General features: G+C 69.5%; 12 protein-coding genes and 1 pseudogene. 7 read left to right on the top strand and 6 right to left on the bottom strand.

Translation table 11 applies throughout. The features are described from left to right. Window positions 1-154 precede the first annotated feature (154 nt). Window positions 155-1,066 carry a LysR family transcriptional regulator gene (locus GUY60_RS20010; RefSeq protein WP_161699766.1) on the top strand — a complete coding sequence of 304 codons (912 nt, stop codon included), beginning with the start codon at window positions 155-157 and terminating at the stop codon, window positions 1,064-1,066. A gap of 203 nt (window positions 1,067-1,269) precedes the next feature. Here GUY60_RS20010 and GUY60_RS20005 read toward each other — a convergent pair whose 3' ends face one another. Then, window positions 1,270-2,613 carry a lipase family protein gene (locus tag GUY60_RS20005; protein ID WP_161699765.1) on the bottom strand — a complete coding sequence of 448 codons (1,344 nt, stop codon included), beginning with the start codon at window positions 2,611-2,613 and terminating at the stop codon, window positions 1,270-1,272. A 520-nt stretch (window positions 2,614-3,133) separates the two neighbouring features. Between GUY60_RS20005 and GUY60_RS20000 the strand changes: the two genes are divergently transcribed. Then, a complete protein-coding gene (locus tag GUY60_RS20000; protein WP_161699763.1) occupies window positions 3,134-4,360 on the top strand; it encodes a PP2C family protein-serine/threonine phosphatase in 1,227 nt (408 codons plus the stop codon). On the opposite strand, the pseudogene GUY60_RS19995 reads toward GUY60_RS20000, so the two are convergent. From GUY60_RS19995 to GUY60_RS19980, 4 genes and pseudogenes are all read right to left on the bottom strand, one after another. Further along, window positions 4,344-4,616: pseudogene (locus tag GUY60_RS19995) on the bottom strand (hypothetical protein); the annotation flags it as partial. The gene GUY60_RS20000 and the pseudogene GUY60_RS19995 overlap by 17 nt on opposite strands. 431 nt (window positions 4,617-5,047) lie before the next feature. Then, window positions 5,048-7,342 (bottom strand): FtsX-like permease family protein, encoded by a 2,295-nt coding sequence (locus tag GUY60_RS19990; protein WP_161699761.1) that lies wholly within the window; start codon window positions 7,340-7,342, stop codon window positions 5,048-5,050. Window positions 7,343-7,345: 3 nt separating this feature from the next. Further along, window positions 7,346-8,095 carry an ABC transporter ATP-binding protein gene (locus tag GUY60_RS19985; RefSeq protein ID WP_161699759.1) on the bottom strand — a complete coding sequence of 250 codons (750 nt, stop codon included), beginning with the start codon at window positions 8,093-8,095 and terminating at the stop codon, window positions 7,346-7,348. Then, window positions 8,092-8,598, bottom strand: a complete 507-nt coding sequence (locus tag GUY60_RS19980) for a PadR family transcriptional regulator (protein WP_161699757.1) — start codon at window positions 8,596-8,598, stop codon at window positions 8,092-8,094. Before GUY60_RS19980 ends, GUY60_RS19985 begins: the two co-directional genes overlap by 4 nt. A gap of 181 nt (window positions 8,599-8,779) precedes the next feature. On the opposite strand from GUY60_RS19980, the gene GUY60_RS19975 reads away from it, so the two are divergent. The 5 genes from GUY60_RS19975 (at window position 8,780) to GUY60_RS19955 (ending at window position 15,567) form a co-directional block, all read left to right on the top strand. Further along, the gene (locus GUY60_RS19975) at window positions 8,780-10,054 is read left to right on the top strand and encodes an ABC transporter substrate-binding protein (RefSeq protein WP_161699755.1); all 1,275 of its coding nucleotides are present in this window, start codon (window positions 8,780-8,782) and stop codon (window positions 10,052-10,054) included. A 240-nt stretch (window positions 10,055-10,294) separates the two neighbouring features. Next, window positions 10,295-11,923: a glycoside hydrolase family 13 protein gene (locus GUY60_RS19970; RefSeq protein WP_161699770.1), complete on the top strand. Its 1,629-nt coding sequence runs from the start codon at window positions 10,295-10,297 to the stop codon at window positions 11,921-11,923. Continuing rightward, window positions 11,920-13,251 carry an ABC transporter substrate-binding protein gene (locus GUY60_RS19965; protein ID WP_161699753.1) on the top strand — a complete coding sequence of 444 codons (1,332 nt, stop codon included), beginning with the start codon at window positions 11,920-11,922 and terminating at the stop codon, window positions 13,249-13,251. Before GUY60_RS19970 ends, GUY60_RS19965 begins: the two co-directional genes overlap by 4 nt. Before the next feature lie 10 nt (window positions 13,252-13,261). Then, on the top strand, window positions 13,262-14,647 hold the full coding sequence (locus GUY60_RS19960; RefSeq protein WP_161699751.1) for a carbohydrate ABC transporter permease: 1,386 nt from the start codon (window positions 13,262-13,264) through the stop codon (window positions 14,645-14,647). Further along, window positions 14,644-15,567 (top strand): carbohydrate ABC transporter permease, encoded by a 924-nt coding sequence (locus tag GUY60_RS19955; protein ID WP_246235303.1) that lies wholly within the window; start codon window positions 14,644-14,646, stop codon window positions 15,565-15,567. The genes GUY60_RS19960 and GUY60_RS19955 overlap by 4 nt, the downstream gene beginning before the upstream one ends. Before the next feature lie 55 nt (window positions 15,568-15,622). Here the strand turns inward: GUY60_RS19955 and GUY60_RS19950 are convergent, their stop codons facing one another. After that, a complete protein-coding gene (locus GUY60_RS19950) occupies window positions 15,623-16,027 on the bottom strand; it encodes an FKBP-type peptidyl-prolyl cis-trans isomerase (protein ID WP_161699749.1) in 405 nt (134 codons plus the stop codon). Window positions 16,028-16,084 lie beyond the last annotated feature (57 nt).

Below are 16,084 nucleotides of genomic sequence, written 5' to 3'. Positions count from 1 at the left end.
GGCGGGGGCTTCAGCTCATGCGGCCGGCGGCGGTCGTTGCCAGTGGCTTCACGGGGGACCACTTTGGTGCGTCGCCGCTGTGAAGTCCATCGCTGTTTTCGCGGATCGCCTGTGAAGCTGTGCTTCACAGGCGCCTTCTGGTGTACTGCCTTACGTGATCGATCCACGAAGGCTCCGAGTGCTGCGAGCTCTGGCGGAGCACGGCACCGTCACCGCCGCTGCCCACGCTCTCTTCCTGTCCCCGTCGGCGGCCTCGCAGCAGCTCGCCGCACTCGAAGCGGAGGTCGGGCACGTACTGCTCGAGCGGCGCGGGCGCTCCGTCCGGCTGACTCCCACGGGTGCGGTCCTTGCCACTCATGCGACGAAGATCGCCGCGCAGCTGGAGGAGGCGGAGGCCGATATGGCCGCCTGCTCGGCGGGTCTGGCCGGTGAGGTGGCGATAGCCGCATTCGCGAGCGCGATCACCGAAGTGGTGGCCCCGGCGGTGGCGGCACTGCGGGACCGCGCTCCGCAGGTGCGGATCCGAGTGAAGGACGCTGAGGGGCGTGCGAGCCAGCGTCTCCTCATCGACGGCGCGGTCGACATCGCCGTATCGGTGGAGCACCAGGACACCCCTGGCCAGAGCAGTGAACAGCTGCTGCGTGAGCCGTTGTACGGGGAGCCGTTCGATGTCGTACTGCCGTCCGGCCACCCCCTGGCGAGCGCCCCGGAGGTCGACCTGGACGACCTGAGTGACGATGCGTGGATCACGCCGTGGCCCGGCAATCCGGTACATGACGTCGTCATGCGTGCCTGCGAAGAGGCCCGTTTCCAGCCTCAGGTCGAGTGCCTGGCCGACGACTCCCGGGCGGTGTGTGCCCTCGTATCCGCCGGCGCGGGTGTGGCGCTGGTACCTCGTTCGGCGCTCCGCGGCATCTCTATCGGGGGTGCCGCCACCCGCCCGGTCGGCGCCTTTCGTCCCCAGCGCCGGGTGTACACCGCCGTCCGGCGCGGCAGCGAGCAGCACCCACTGCTGCGGCTTGTGCTGCGCGAACTACAGGACCAGGCCGCCGCCCTCGGCTCCTGAACGGGCGGTGCGCATCGTGAAGTTGCAGGCAGTGGGTCCGGTGTGCGTGGGGTTCGGGTGCTCGTGCCGGTCGCGGGCGGGTGACTTCGGCGATCCTCCTCGTTGCGTCGGCCTAGCGCCTGGCTTTGGCCCTGCTCCTGAGGCGCAGACCCGGCGGCGCGGTGCTTGCTCGCCGGGTCTGCGTGGGATGGCCGCGTGAAGTGTCAGGAGCCTGACGCGGGTTCCTCCGGCGCCAGCGAGTTGCCCGCGGGGATTCGGCCGCAGTCGGACGGCGGGGTCTTGCCCGCGAAGCGGTCGTTGAGGTAGTCGATCGCGAGGGGTGCCCAGGGTGCGGCGGTGCCGGCGTGGCTGAGCAGTTCGTACTGCGTGTACTTGATGGACTTGTTGCCGTCCTCGCAGTACTGGCGGGCCAGCGTGCGTACGTCTCCGGCGACCATGACGCCGTCACCGGTACCGATGCCCGGGAGGTCGCTGAAGGTTCCTTCCAGGACGCCGCCGTTGCCCTGCGCGATGAAGCCGGGAATGGTCGGAGTGTCGGCGGAACCGAGGTTGAGCTTGTTCACCGCGTCGACGAACTCGGGCACGGAGTTGGGGTCGGCGTACTCCGGCTTCGCCATCTTCTTCCATGTCAACCCCGGGTACTGGCCAAGGGCGTTGACGATCGAGCCGTGCTCGAGCTTCTCGTAGACCTCAAGTCCGTAGCTGCTCATGTAGCGCTTCAGATCGATGTCGTACGAGCGCGCGACCCCGATCACGGCCATGGGGATGACACCGGACCAGACGCTGCTGCCGTCGACGTACCTGAGGTTGTGCGCCGGGGCTACGAGCAGGCCGCCCTCGGAGAAGCCCACCAGTCTGCGGTTGACCTCCGGTGCGTAACTCGGTGCGAGCACGGAGGCCCAGTGGGTGGCGATGGCGCCGCCGGAGTAGCCCATCATGCCGAACCGGGTATCGGCGTTGAGACCCGTTTCAGGGGACCGGCCGGCGGCCCGGATCGAGTCGAGTGTGTTGGTTCCGTACTCCGGTCCTGCCGCGAAGTCGGCGTTCTGCCCTTCGGTGTCCGGGATGACGACGTCGTAGCCCTGCGACAGCAGCGGCACCAGGAAGAGGGATTCGGCGTTCGGGATGATGCCGCCGAGGGTGACATCACCGGCGATGGCGCGGGACGGGCTGTCCGCGGGATTGAGGGAGTCGTAGAACGACTGGTACGACACCGCCTTGCGTCCGTCACCGTGCGGGCTGCGCACCACCGAGGTCACGTTGGCGGACGGCCGGCCCTGGGCGTCGGTGGTGCGGTAGAGCAGCTGGATCGCCTTGACCGGCGACGGAAGGCCGACGACGTGGTACTGCAGCGTCCGTGTCTTGAGCACGGTGCCCGGCGCGAACGCGGACAGGGGCTTGCTTCCGTCGTAGACGTAGAAGGAGTCGCTCGCCGTGGTACTCGACTGCCGGGGCGGGACGGCCACGGCGCCGCCGGCCGGTGCCACGCCGACAGCCAGCGCGGTGGCGACTGCAATTGCCAGATGCCTCTTTGTGGTTGTGCGCATGACTTCCCTCGGCTCGGTGACGGTGTCACAGGGATGGCTGCGTGTTACCTGGGGTAACGATGACGCAAGTTACCACGGGGTAGGCCCAGTTACCCAGAGGAGAGACACGATGAAAGACCCATAGGGCTCTGCGCGTGGGCCGATGAACTCCGCTCACGCGCGGGCTCGAAGGGCTGGATGGTGCTGTGGCCGACGGACGCCCGATGCCACCAGGGCCAATGTCCGACGTGGGGACTTCGGGGCAGTCCACGCTGTCGTGGCCGTCGTGGTCCTCACGCCGAGAGACTGGCATCCGGCCTCGGACCTGGAGAATCCCGACGGCCCGTGGTTTGACGAGATCGGAATGTACGGCTCGTTCGACCGTTCAGACACCAAGCCCACTGCCCCCACGGTCCTGCCCGATCTGAGCGGACAGCGCGGGCCCCGACACGGCATGCCACGCTTGGAGCAATGCGCCGCTCCCGCGGCTTCCCGGGTCACGTTGAGCGCAGACCGTGGCAGGAAGAGGTGGCGGGCGGTCATGGGCGAGGAGAGCGTGGACCGGTCGGAGGGTTTCGGCGAACGGCTGCTCGGCCTGCTCCTTGACCGGGCGCGGTTGATGCCGCCGCAGCTGATCGCCCCGTTGGTCGCGGAGGAGGTGGCCAGGATCGGCGGCCGCGACGTCTCCATCCTGCTTCAGGACTACGCGCAGGAAGTGCTGGTGCCGCTGCCGGGCAGGAAGCTGCACGTCGGCCAGCCCGAGCCGATGGTCGGCTCACCCGCCGGGCGGGCGTTCCTGCTCGCGGTCATCGTCGAGGCGGCAAGCACCCGTGGCGGCGTGCGGATGTATCTGCCGCTGCTTGACGGCAGCGACACGGTGGGGGTCCTGGCTCTGACCATGGACGCCGTCGGCGACGACGACCGGCGTCTGCTGCGCCGGCTCGCAGGCTTGGTGGCCGACATGCTGGTCACCAAGAGCGCCTACACCGACCAGTTCTTCCTGGCCCGGCGCCGGGAGCCGATGAGTGTCTCGGCAGAGATTCAGTGGAGCCTGCTGCCGCCCCTGAGCATGACCGTGCCGCAGGTCGCAGTGGCCGGCATCCTGGAGCCCGCCTACCGCGTCGCCGGCGACAGCTTCGACTACGCCCTCAACGACAACATCCTGCACATCGCGGTGATCGACGCCATGGGCCACGGCTTGGACGCCGCCGCGATGGCGACCATCGCCATCGGCGCCTACCGCCACGCCCGGCGCGTGTTCGTCAGCCTGGCCGAGAAGTACGCGTACATGGACGACGCCGTCTCCCGGCAGTTCGGCCCCGACCACTTCGTCACCGCGCAGCTGATGCACCTCAACGTCACCACCGGCGAGCTGGAGCTGGTCAACGCCGGCCATCCCGCGCCGCTGCTGATCCGCCACGGCCGGGTCGAGCGGCAGTTGGAGAGCGCGACGACGCTTCCCGTCGGTTTCGGCGGCGAGGAGCCCCGGATCCGCGAGCACCAACTCCAGCCGGGCGACCGGGTGTTGTGCTACACCGACGGCATCATCGAGGAACACCTCAGCCCTGAGGAGTTGTTCGGTGAAGCACGCCTCATCGACTGCGTCAACCGCCTGGCCGAGGGGCGCTCCGAGGGGATCCGGGCGGACCTGCGCGACCTCTCCCACGCGCTGAAGCGGGAACGGGGCGGACACACCAGCGACGACGCCACCCTCTTCATGATCGAGTGGCGCGGAGGCGCGGCCGACCACCTCACGGTTCTCGACTGAGCAACCTCGACGCCGACCGACGGGCGTCCATGGCCGCGGTCTCCTTGGCGGAGGCGGCGCCGAGGGCGTCGGCATCCGGTTCGCGGTACCAGGGCTTGAGGTCGAGCAGTGCCGGTCGGACGCCGGTGGCCGGCGGCAGGGCTGATCCCTTGGGCAGGGCGCGGATGGGGTTGGCGGGTAGGACGCGTTCCTGGCGTGTCGACACTGAAGTCGACTTACCGGACTCGCTGGTGGACACCGAGACGGCGGGTACGTCTCCTCGATGCGGCGCGAATGCCTTGCCGTACGTGCGACCCATGGCCTCTCGATCAACTTCGTGGTCCGATCAAGGAACGCGAGGCACACCAGGCACACCAGGCACACCGAATCCCTCCCGGTATGGGTCATGCAGTACAACTCCAGTGCCACACCCGCAGGGAGAGGTCATCACCATGGCTTACGACCACACCCAACCGGTCGTCGACAGAGCCGCCACGCGTATCGGGCGGCCGCATGTTCACGGAGCCCGTCGCGGAGCGAGAATCACGTGGCCGGTCTCTGGAACGTTCGCATCCGTGAGGTCGTCCATGGCAGAGGAAGCCACCTTCCCTCAAGACCGTATGTGCCCTTGTCACTCGCCCGTGGCCGGAACGACGGCCGGCTGACAGAAGTGAAACCCGGGAGGCAGGTCACCCCCCCCGCCCCGCCTCAAGCAACCGCACTCAACGTGTCCGCGAGGCGGCGGCGGACAGCACGGGCCGCCGGCAGAGCCGCCAGCGTCGCGGCGCCCACCACCGCCGCCGCGCCGAGCAGGAGCAGCAGCCACAGTGAAGGCGTCCGGGCGATTCCCGCACCCATGCCGCTCGACCGGCCCTGGGCATCGATCAGCAGACGGGCGAGCGGCACTCCAAGCGCCGCGGCAACTACGGCGGCGGCAAGGGCCGTGCCGGCGACGGCCGTTACCGTGACCGCGGTGATCTGGCGTGGGGAAAGACCCACGGCTTTCAGCGCGAGGAGATCCCGCTCGCCCTCCCGTACGCTGCCGCCGATCACCGTCGACAGTTCGGTAAGGCCGATCAGGGCGAGGACGGCGATCAGTGCGAGTACGACGCCGCGCAGCGGGGCGAGCCCGGCGGCGGGGTCGGTCGCTTCGCGGATGTCGAGGCGGCCGTCCGATGCCCTGGTCAGTGCCGCGCCGACCGCGCGCGGGTCCGCGTCGGGGCGCAACTGGAGCCGGTGGAGCGTCGGGCGGAGCCCGGGGTCGTTCTCGCGCAGGGTGTCGAGCGAGGTGGAGATGACACGGCCGGCGTTCTCCGGCTCGATGCTGCGGCCGACGATGTGCAGGACCTGCGGGTGTCCGCCGACCGTCATGCGTACCCAGTCACCGACCTGCACGTCGAGCAGGTCCAGCAACCCCTGCCCGGCCACCGCCTCGTCGGGTCCCTGCACCGGGCGACCTGCCGCCACGGTGAACGGATACGGATCCTCGCGGGTGCCGAGTCCGCGCAGCGCGATCGTGCCGGTCTGACCCGGTACGAGTGCGGCCACCTCCACGCCCGGGTGGGCGGTCTCGACCCGGTCGTCGGCCTCGAGCAGGGCGCGCGCCTCACCGTCGTCGAGCCCCTTGTCGGCGCGGGCCGTGAGCGCGGCCGCGGCACCGACCTGTTCGGGTGTGCTGTCGAAGCGTTCGATGGTCGTCCAGGCGCTGAGCGCGACGGTGATCAGCAGCAGCGGCAGGGCGAGTCGCGCGATCGTGGCCGGCGAGCGGGGGCTGCGGGCGAACGTCCGGTGCCAGCCGAGCACGAGGGCCGGCGGCAGCCGCAGCCCGAGGGCCCGGCGGGCCGGACCGGAGAGTCGGCTGCCCGCCGGTGCCGCGGACCGCAGTACCGGTACGGGCGGGACCCGCCCGGCCCGCCAGGCGGCGAGGCAGGTGGTGGCGGCGATGAACAGGACCGCGCCGACCGGGATCGCGAGCAGCGCCGCCGCATGGCCGGGCAGTCCCTGCCACACCCGGACCGCGTCGCCGAGCCTGCCCGGGATGCCGCTGCCGAGCGTCTCGATGAGTACGGTCGCAAGGACGGTGCCGAGGAGCGCGAACGCCACATGCTGGGCGAGGAAGACCCGGACCACCTGGCCCGGCGTGAAGCCGATCGCCTTCAGTACGGATATGTCCCGCAGATGCCCGCGGATCCGGGTGCTGATCGCGCCGTACACGGCCAGTGCCGCGGCGAGCAGGGCGCCGAGCCCGAAGAGACCGAGCACCTGGCCGAGCAGCCGGGTGTCGTCCTGCGCCTCGGCGCGTGCCTGCTGCCAGCTGGAGACCTGGGTGACGGCTCGGGCTCCGAGCTCGGTGACGGATCGCTGTACGGCATAGCCCGTGTCGTCCGGGTCGGTGAGGCGCAGCCCCACGACCTGTCCGGTGCGCTCGCCCGCCCGCTCCAGGACGGACGGCAACGCCCAGACGGTGCCGGACCGTTCCCCCGGGCGGTACCGGGGCTCGGCGTGGTCCGCGACGCCGAGGACCGTCAACGGGCGGCGAGCTCCCGGCAGTGTCAGGGTGTCGCCGGCTTCGACCCACAGGGCGCGGGCGACTCCCTTGTCCAGTACGACGCCGTCCGGTGTGCCGGGGTCGAGCCACCGCCCGGAGTCGAGGAGCGGGCGGCCCGTGGTCGGGGGGCGGCCGTGGGCGCCGCGGAGTTCGACGGTGGCCTTGGCCCCGCGCGACTGAACCGTGGCGGACGCGGTGCGGTACGGGCCCGACACCGATTCGACGCCGTCCAGTGCGGCAAGCCGTGCCGCGTCGGCGGAGGGGGCGGTGTGGATCCACACATGGGCGCCGTGGGCCCGGGTGAAGACGCGCTGCCAGGGGTTGGTGGCGTAGCCGAAGAGAGCGGAAGCGAGCAGCAGTGAGGCGACGATTCCGGCAGTGGCGAGGACGAGGAAGAGGGCCTCACCGCGATGCGTGCGCAGATCGGCGTGCGCCCAGCGCAGGGTGGCTCGCACGCCTCAGTCCTTCAGTTCGAGCACGGAGGATATGCCCGTCCCTGGCGAGCCCGTGCCGTCGAGCTCCGCGTCGTCGGCTATCCGGCCGTCGTAGAAGCTGATCACCCGGTCCGCGGTGCTGGCGAGGCGCGCGTCGTGGGTGACGAGGACGATCGTCTGGCCGCGCTGGTGGAAGCGGGTCAGGAGCCGCATGACCTCGCGGGTGCCCTTGCTGTCGAGGCTGCCCGCGGGTTCGTCGGCGAGCAGCAGCCCGGGGTGGTTGACCAGCGCCCGTGCCAGGGCGACGCGCTGCTGCTCACCGCCGGACAGTTCGCCCGGCATGCTGCGCGCCTTGTTCTCGAGGCCCAGTTCCGCAAGGAGGCTCTCGCGCTCGGCACGGGCCCGCTTCGCGGACGTACCGGCCAGGAGCGCGGGCAGCTCGACATTGTCGGCGACGGTCAGGTTCGACACCAGGTTGAAGAACTGGAAGACGATGCCGATCCGCCGGCGGCGCTCGATCGCCCAGCGCGCCTCGCTGTAGGCGTCGGTGCACGCGCCGTCCAGGTGGATGCTGCCGCTGTCCGGGCGCTGGAGCCCGCCGAGCAGATGCAGCAGGGTGGACTTCCCGGCGCCGGACGGTCCGGTGACGGCGACGAACTCTCCCTGTCGTACGGAGAGGTCCACGCCGCGCACGGCCTGGACCGGGGCGCCCTCGCCGTGGTGGGTCTTGACGAGGCCCTCGGCGCGCAGAACGGGAGCGGGGGTGTCGCTCATTCCAGCTCCTCCTGACAGCGTTCCAGCCAGTCGAGGTCGGCCTGCAGATGCAGAATGGCGCCCTCGACCAGCAGGTTGGCGATGGGATTGTCCCGGTTCTCGGCCGTGGCCAGCTTCGAAAGACTGCGCATGGTGTTCAAGTACTGACGGCGCTGCTTGTTGATCAGGCTGATCTGGTCGGCGAGGCCGGTCCGGGGAGCGAGGGCCAGCTTCATGAAGAAGTCGTCCCGCACGCGCGATTCGACGGAGGTCTCCTCGAACCAGACCTGCAGTGCTTCCCGCCCCGCGTCCGTGAGCCGGTAGACCTTCTTGTTGGGCCGGCTCGACTGGGCGACGTCCTCGCCCTCGATCAGCCCCGACTTCTCCAGGCGGCCCAGAGTCACATAGATCTGGCCGACGTTCGGCTGAGGGTACTCAGGCCCCAGGAGTTGCTCAAGGTCCTGTTTCAGTTCGTAACCGTGGGCGGGGCCGTGTGCGAGGAGAGCCAGGAGGGGCAGCCGCACTCGTGCTCTCCTCCTTAGCGTCGTCTGCGTGCTTGTTGAGCAGCGATTCCGGCCGCTGGTCGCCGTGTGGTCCGGGTCGCCTGTTCGTTATGTCGCGGGCCCTAGTATCGCCCATGCCTAACGGGTATACATGGCCCCGTTATGCCGAGGCTGCTCGGTGCCGGTGCACAGGGAGGAACCTATGCGGTGGATACGCGCCGCCGGTAGGGGCCTTCTGGTCGCCGCGGTCGTCGTGTCGGGTTACGTCGCGAAGGACGCGTCCGGGGTCGGGGCGCGCGACGACGGACGCGGTCCGATGACCCTGGCCACGGCCGGGGACCTCACGGACTATCTCGGTCCGCTCCTCGCGGGCTGGAACCGTACGCATCCCGACGAGAAGGTCACGCTCGTCGAACTGCCCGACTCCGCCGATGAGACGCACGCGCAGATGGTCACCGAACTGCGCTCGGACCGCGGCCGGTTCGACATCCTCAACATCGATGTGGCCTGGACCCCGGAGTTCGCCGCGGCGGGGTGGATCTCCCCGCTCGACCGGGACCGCTTCCCGCTGCGGGGCTTCCTGCCGCCGGTCGTGGGGACGGCGACGTACGACGACAAGTTGTATGCCGTTCCGTACGTCACGAACGCCGGGATGCTGTTCTACCGCAAGGACATCCTGGACCGGGAGGGCGAGCAACCCCCGCGCACCTGGCGGGAGTTGGAACGCCAGGCGCGCACCATCGCCCCGAAGCACGGGCTCGGCGGGTACGCCGGGCAGTTCCTGCCGTACGAGGGGCTGACCGTCAACGCGGCCGAGGCCGTGTATTCGGCGGGCGGCAGCATCCTCGGCGACGAGGGTGAGCGCGTCACCGTGGACTCGGCCGCTGCCCGGGACGGGCTCGGCTTCCTGGCGCGTGGCGTGCGCGACGGGTGGATTCCCCGCGAGGCGCTGACGTACAAGGAGGAGGAGTCCCGGAAGGCGTTCCAGAACGGCCGTCTGCTCTTCCTGCGGAACTGGCCGTACGCCTACGCGGGGATCTCCGGCAAGACTTCCGAGGTCGCGGGCAAGTTCGGCGCCGTACCGCTGCCCGGTGCCGACGGGCCGGGCACGAGTGTGCTCGGTGGCTCGAATCTCGCGGTCAACGCGGATGCCCGGCACCCGGATTCGGCGGCCGACCTGATCGCGTATCTGACCAGCGAACCGGTCCAGCGAAAGGTCCTCACCGAAGGCGCGCAGCCGCCTGTGCTCGCCGCTCTGTACCGCGATCCGGATCTGGTGCGGGAGTACCCCTATCTGCCGGCTCTGCGCACGAGTGTGCTCGCGGCGGCGCCGCGTCCCAAGAGCCCGCGCTACGACCAGGTGAGCCTTGCCGTGCAGGCCGTCGCGCACGACGCGATGGCGCAGCATCAGTCGCCGGCGGCGGCTGTGCGCAGGCTGGCCCGGGAGCTGGCCGCGATAGCGCGTCGTCAGGGCTGAGCCCGACCGTCTAGTTACATGTTAAGTAGGTGTGCGGGCCATGAATGGCGCCTGCACCCCAGGGCATACACGGACATATTCCCCCAACTTTGCACCGTTTCCCGTTCATTCGTTGACACTCTCTCGTCACGCCTACTTAACATGCATGCATAACAGCGCGGCACCTTCTTCTGGCCGCGCGCACCCCTTCACGTAGAAACAGGTCAACGGGTGAAGCACACATGGTGGCGCGACGCGGTGATGTACCAGGTGTACGTCCGTAGCTTTCTGGACAGCACCGGGGACGGCATCGGCGACCTCGCCGGCGTCCGCGCGGGACTGCCGTATCTCAAGAAGCTCGGGGTCGACGGCATCTGGCTGAGCCCCTTCTACCCGTCGCCCCAGCACGACCACGGCTACGACGTCGCCGACTACTGCGACGTCGACCCGGTCTTCGGCGACCTCGCCGAGTTCGACCGCCTTGTCACCGGCGCACGGCGGCTCGGCATCAAGGTGCTGCTCGACATCGTCCCCAACCACTGCTCCAGCGAGCACCCCTGGTTTTGCGAAGCACTCGCCGCGGCGCCCGGCAGCGCGGCCCGCGCCCGCTTCCACTTCGCCGAAGGGCGCGGCCCGCACGGCGAGGAGCCGCCCAACAACTGGCACGCGATGTTCGGCGGCCCGGCCTGGACCCGGGTCACCGAGCCGGACGGCAGCCCCGGCCAGTGGTACCTGCACATGTTCACGCCCGAGCAGCCGGACCTGAACTGGCGCAACCCCGAGGTCGGCGCCCACTTCGACCACGTGCTGCGCTTCTGGCTCGACCGCGGCGTCGACGGCTTCCGGATCGACGTGGCCGCCGGACTCTTCAAGCACCCCGAACTGCCCGACTCGCCGGACCCCGAGGCCGACGCCCGCACCCGCGACTCGGTCAACCCACTGGCCTGGAACCAGCCGGAGGTGCACGACGTGTGGCGCCACTGGCGGTCGGTGTGCGAGGAGTACACGGCGCGCGACGGCCAAGAGCGGCTGCTCGTCGGCGAGGTGTCCGTGCCGACGGCCCGCGAACACGCCCTGTACGTACGCCCCGACGAACTGCACCAGGCGTTCTTCTTCGACCTGCTCGGCGCTCCCTGGGACGCCGACCAGTTCCGCAAGGTCATCTCCGAGGCCATGCAGGACATCGCGGGCACCGGCTCCACCGTCACCTGGGTGCTCAACAACCACGACCAGGTACGTACCGTCACCCGGTACGGCGACCACGGCACCGAGGGCAGCGGCCTGGGCACCGCCCGCGCCCGCGCCGCCGCACTGCTGATGCTGGCGCTGCCCGGTGCCGCGTACCTCTATCAGGGCGAGGAACTGGGCCTGGCCGAAGTGCTCGACCTGCCCGACGAGGTGCTCACCGACCCGATCTTCCGCCGCACCGGAAGCCGGGCGCGGATCCGCGACGGCTGCCGGGTGCCGCTGCCGTGGTCGGGCCACGCCTCCCCGTTCGGCTTCAGCGCGGACGCCGTGGACGTCAAGCCGTGGCTGCCGCAGCCCGACTGGTTCGCCGAGCACGCCACCGACCGCGCGCTCGCCGACACCAGTTCCTTCTGGCACCTCTACCGCGACGGGCTGCAACTGCGCCACAGCCTGCCGCAGTTGGGCGAGGGCACGCTGCGCTGGCTGGAGAGCGCTCCCGGCGTGCTGTCCTTCGCCCGCGGCGACGGCCTGGTCTGCGCCGTCAACTTCGGGACCGCCCCGGTGCCCGCCCCCGTCTCCGGAGCTCCCCTGCTTGCCAGCGGTTCCTGCCCGGCCGGCCTTCTGCCCGGATCCACCGCCGCCTGGTGGATCAGCGACGACACCTCCCACAACACCGACGACTCGATGGGACTTTCCCGATGACGACGCAACGACGCACCACCACCACGCTCGCGTGCTGCACCGCTCTCGTCCTCGCACTCGGCGCGACCGCCTGCGGCGGCCCCGTCGCCACAGCGGGTGGCGGAGACAAGGCACTCAACGGTCAGACGATCACCGTCGCCGGTGTCTGGTCGGGCACCGAGCAGAAGAACTTCCAGAAGGTGCTCGACGCCTTCACCGAGAAGACCGGCGCCAAGACCCAGTTCGTGTCCACCGGGGACAACGTCTCCACGGTCGTCGGCAGCAAGATCGAGGGCGGCAACGCTCCCGATGTGGTGATGGTGCCGCAGGTCGGCGTGTTGCAGCAGTTCGCGAAGAAGGACTGGCTGGAGCCGCTCTCCCGTACGACCGAGAAGTCCGTCGACACCAACTACGCCCCTGTGTGGAAGGAGTACGGCAGTGTCGGCGGCGACTTCTACGGCCTGTACTTCAAGGCCGCGCACAAGTCGACCGTCTGGTACAGCCCCGACGCGCTCGACCAGGCCGGTGTCAAGCCCCCGAAGAGTTACGCGCAGATGCTGAAGTCCGGTCAGACCGTGGCCGATTCGGGTCTGTCCGCCTTCTCCGTCGCGGGTGAGGACGGCTGGACGCTCACCGACTGGTTCGAGAACATCTACCTCTCCCAGGCGGGCCCCGAGAAGTACGACCAGCTCGCCGCCCACAAGATCAAGTGGACCGACCCCACCGTGGTGCAGGCGCTCACCACCCTCGGCAAGCTCTTCGCCGACAAGCAACTGATCGCCGGAGGCCAGAAGGGCGCCCTGAGCACGGACTTCCCCGGCTCGGTCGAGAAGGTCTTCGGCCCCGAGCCCGAGTCCGCGATGGTGTACGAAGGCGACTTCGTCGCGGGGATAGCGAAGGACCAGTTCGGCAAGAATCCGGGCACGGACCTCTCCTTCTTCCCCTTCCCCGCGGTCGAGGGCGGCGAGGCACCCGTGGTCAGCGGCGGTGACGCGGCAGTCGTCCTGAAGGACGGCAAGAACCAGAAGGCCGCCCAGAAGTTCCTCGAATACCTGGCGAGCCCCGAAGCGGCCGAAGTCTGGGCCGGGGCGGGTGGCTTCCTCTCGCCGAACAAGAAGGTCGACCCCGCCGCCTACGGCGACGACACCAGCCGGGAGATCGCCAAGTCCCTTACGGACGCGGGTGATTCGGTCCGCTTCGACATGTCCGACCAGGCTCCGGCGGCCTTCGGAGGCACCAAGGGCGCCGGTGAGTGGAAGATCCTCCAGGACTTCCTGCGCGACCCGTCGGACCCGCGGGCCACCGCGGGCCTGCTCGAAGACGCGGCAGCCAAGTCGTACGAAGGCTGAGGCGACCGTCATGACCACGGTCACCCCACCCGGCACAACGTCGGGGCCCCGAACAGCCAAGAGCGCACGGCCCGGCGGCAGCAACACGGACCCCCGGCGCAGCGCCCGGCGCCGACTGCGCATCATCGCCGTGGCGTTCGTACTTCCCGCACTGCTCCTGCTCGGCGCCCTCGTCGTCTACCCCGTCGTCTTCTCGGTCGGCCGAAGCTTCTTCGACGCCTCCGGCACCCGCTTCGTCGGCGGCGAGAACTACTCCGAGATGTTCCGCGACCCGGCCACACTCAAGGCCATCCGCAACAGCACGATCTGGGTGGTCGTCGCTCCGACGCTGCTCACCGGACTCGGGCTGATCCTCGCCGTGCTCGTGGAGAAGGTCCGCTGGGCCACCGCGTTCAAGCTGCTGCTTTTCATGCCGATGGCCGTGTCCTTCCTCGCCGCGGGCATCATTTTCCGCCTTGCGTACGAGGAGGACCCCGACAAGGGCGTACTCAACGCGACCGCGGTCGGCGTGCACGACGCCTTCCAGGACGCCTCCTCCTACCCGACCGCCCGCGCCCGTGAGGGGCAGGGCCTGACCAAGGCCGCGGGCGGCTCGTACCGCACCGCCGAAACGGCCTCCCCGGGCAGTACGGTCAACCTCGGACTCGTCGGCGTACAGCCCAAGGACCTTCCCGCCGGGGCGAAGAACGCGCTCCCCGGCGCCAACCGGGAGGCGGACCGCGACGAACTGCACGGAGTCGTCTACCTGGACTTCGCACCGGGCGGCGGCGGAAAGCAGGGCGCGGTCGACAAGGCCGAGAGCGGACTGCCGCAGATGCGGGTCGAGGCCGTACGGGACGGAAAGACCGTCGCCACCACCACGACCGCTGCCGACGGCTCCTACCGCTTCCAGGATCTGGCGCCGGGTTCGTACGCAATCCGGCTGCCGGCGGCGAACTTCGCCGAACCCTACGAAGGCATCTCGTGGCTCGGGCCCGCCCTCGTCACCCCGGCCATCATCGGCGCGTACCTGTGGATCTGGACCGGCTTCGCCATGGTGCTCATCGGCGCCGGTCTCTCCACCCTGCCGCGCGAAATGCTGGAAGCGGCCCGGATGGACGGCGCCACGGAGTGGCAGGTCTTCCGCAAGATCACCGTGCCGCTGCTTGCGCCGGTGCTGACCGTGGTGTTCGTGACCCTGGTGATCAACGTGATGAAGGTCTTCGACCTCGTCTACATCATCGCGCCGGGACCGGTGCAGGAGGAGGCCACCGTACTGGCCACCCAGATGTGGCTGGTGTCCTTCGGCGGCGGCAACAACCAGGGCCTCGGCAGCGCGCTCGGCGTACTGCTGCTGCTCCTGGTCGTCCCCGCCATGGTCTTCAACGTCCGCCGCTTCCGCAGGAGCCAGTCATGAGCGCCACCGCCACCGCCACCGTTCCCGCGAAGGAGCAGCGGCCCGCCTCGGCGCCGCCGTCGCCGGTGCGCAAGCAGTCGGCAGGGCGGCTGCGGCGCTGGTTCGGCAACGGCCTGGTCCAGGCGTTCCTCGTCGTCGTCAGCCTCGTCTGGGTCACCCCGCTCGCCGGGCTGTTCCTGTCCTCGATGCGTACGACGCAGGAGAACTCGGCGAGCGGCTGGTGGACGGCCCTGACCAGCCCGGGACAGCTGTCCTTCGACAACTACTCCACGCTGCTCGGCAACGCGGGCATCACGCAGGCGTTCTGGAACACCGTGCTGATCTCGGTGCCCACCACCACCCTCGTCGTGGTGATCGCCGCACTCGCCGGATACGCCTTCGCCTGGCTGGAGTTCCCGGGCCGGGACTGGCTGTTCCTGCTCGTCGTCGCCCTCCTGGTGGTGCCGGTCCAGGTCGGCCTTCTGCCGGTGGCTCAACTCTTCGGCCAACTGGGCCTGTTCGGCACGATCCCGGGAGTGGTGCTCTTCCACGTCGCGTACGGGCTGCCCTTCGCCATCTTCCTGCTGCGCAACTACTTCGCCGAGATACCGCGCGAAATGCTGGAAGCGGCCCGGATGGACGGCGGCAGCGAGTGGCGGATCTTCACCCGGCTCGTCCTGCCGGTGGGCCGCCCCGCCATCGCCAGCCTGGCGATCTTCCAGTTCCTGTGGGTGTGGAACGACATGCTGGTGGCACTTCTCTTCGCCGACAGCTCGTCGCAGCCTCTCACCGTGGAACTGCAGTCACAGATACGCCAGTTCGGCAGCAACATGGACGTACTCGCGCCGGGGGCGTTCCTCTCGCTGATCGTGCCCGTGGTGGTCTTCTTCGCCTTCCAGCGGCACTTCGTGCAAGGGGTGATGGCGGGCTCGGTGAAGTGAGGTGGGTTCGCCCCGGTCCCGGTTCCCCTCGCAACAGGGACCGGGGCGCAGGGCGCTAGGCGTTGCTCCACCCGGTTGTGCCGGAATACGAGGCCAGCAGGTCCACCACGAAGAGGAGGGTCGAGCCCGCCGGGATCAACGGTGATGGCGACTGATTGCCGTAGCCGAGACGTGGGGGAACGATGATCTCGCGCCGACCGCCGACCCTCATCCCTTTCACCCCCCGGTCCCAGCCCTTGATGACCCTGCCACCGCCCAGGGCGAACTTGAACGGCTCGCCCCGGTCCCAGGAGGCATCGAACTCCTTGCCGGACTCGAAGGTCACCCCGACATAGTGGACCCTGACCACCATGCCCGGCTTCACCTCGGCCCCGTCCCCGACGACCAGGTCCCGGATGGTCAACTCGGTAGGAGCGTCACCCTCCGGAACGTCGACCTCGGGTTTCGTCAGTTCACTCATTGCACCCTCATCGCTCTCTGACGAATGCCCTTCGCACGGGCCGGCCGGACACATGAC

Source organism: Streptomyces boluensis (assembly GCF_009908195.1).
Lineage (GTDB): Bacteria > Actinomycetota > Actinomycetes > Streptomycetales > Streptomycetaceae > Streptomyces > Streptomyces boluensis.
Note: the sequence above shows the minus strand (reverse complement) of the source record. Positions and strands in the feature narration are given on the sequence as shown.